Here is a 1,254-nt window from a genome sequence, read left to right on the forward strand (position 1 = left end):
GTCATGTTCAGAACGCCCCTCATAGGCAGGGGGCGGTCAGCCCGCGCCGGTCCTGTCGGCCGACCGGCTGGAGGGCGTTGACCATGAAGCCGAGGCTGCGGATGCGATTGACCAGGCGAGCTCGCTTGCTGGCGGGCAAAGTCTACGTCTGGCGCAGGTCAGCCGCGCTTTCGTAGGGGGCGGGTCAGGACCTGGCCGTTTTCGGCAAAGCCCGTGGCCAAGCCGAAGGCGCGCAGGTCGGCAAGTTCGCCCGGCGCGTGAAGCAAGAGCTCGCCGCATCCGGCCGAGCGAGCGGCCTGGGAGGCGGCCTTCAGCAGCAGGCGCGCGACCCCGCTGCGCCGGCGATCCGGATCGACCAGCAGGGCGGAAATCCATCCCACCTTGAGATCGGCTGTCAGCACCGCGTGCCAGTGCACCGCGATCAGACCCGACGGCGGGCCCCATTCGTCGGCGAGGAGCAGGGCGCCGGGCTGATCCTGGATTGCGTTCAGACGCGAGGCCAACGCGTCTCGACCGACGGTCCGGCCCGCGGTCTTGAACAGCTCGGCCAAGCCGTCCACGTCGCCGCTGTCAGCCGCCCGAATGGATAGGCCGTGCCGGTTGGACATGACGAGGACGGCTCCTGTTCTTCGGACCGGGCTGCGACCTTTGGGGGGCCGGTTAGGTCAGTCGGCTGACCAGGAAACGAGCGCCGAGGCTCAGGCCCTGATCGTCCAGGCTGTGGCCAAGTCCGCGTGAGACGTGGGCCTCGACCTCGAAGCCGAGAGCCTTCAAGCTCTCCTCGGCCTGATGCAGGGCGGCCACGGGCAGGACCTCGTCGGCGTCGCCATGGACCAGCAGCACCGGCGGCTTGCTGACCCCCTCGACGGCCAGGGCGTCGGGATCGGCCAACATCCCTGAATAACCGACGATCCCGGCCAGGGTGTTTCGCCGTCTGGGGCCGACGTGCAAGGCCATCATCGTGCCCTGACTGAACCCCACCAGCGCCAGGCGGTCTTCGCTCAGGCCGTGTCTGGCCAGTTGGGCGTCGATATAGGCGTTCAGTTCAGGCGCGGAGACGCGCACCCCCGCCGCTCGGGCTTGGGGCGTCAGGCTGGTCAGCGGCCACCATTGCCGCCCGCCCGGAGCGCCAGGGCAGGGCTGCGGCGCGTCCGGGGCCAGGAAGAGCGTGTCAGGCAGGGCCGCGCGCCAATACGGGACCAGGCCGATCAGGTCCTCGCCGTTGGAGCCGTAGCCATGCAGCAGGATCACCAG

General features: G+C 69.5%; 2 protein-coding genes. Both read right to left on the reverse strand.

Annotation, left to right across the window (positions count from 1 at the left end; translation table 11 throughout):
• Nucleotides 1–158: 158 nt before the first annotated feature.
• Nucleotides 159–608 (reverse strand): GNAT family N-acetyltransferase, encoded by a 450-nt coding sequence (locus AC1DZ6_RS25350; protein WP_477099848.1) that lies wholly within the window; start codon nucleotides 606–608, stop codon nucleotides 159–161.
• A gap of 52 nt (nucleotides 609–660) precedes the next feature.
• Nucleotides 661–1,254, reverse strand: a 594-nt coding sequence (locus AC1DZ6_RS25355; protein ID WP_477099849.1) for an alpha/beta hydrolase, incomplete at its 5' end; no start/stop codon positions are given.

The organism is Caulobacter sp. P1_B12_2 (assembly GCF_056406675.1).

Coding starts and splice junctions, on each gene's coding strand:
- AC1DZ6_RS25350 (WP_477099848.1), bottom strand. CDS start 608: ATGTCCAACCGGCACGGCCTATCCATTCGGGCGGCTGACAGCGGCGAC.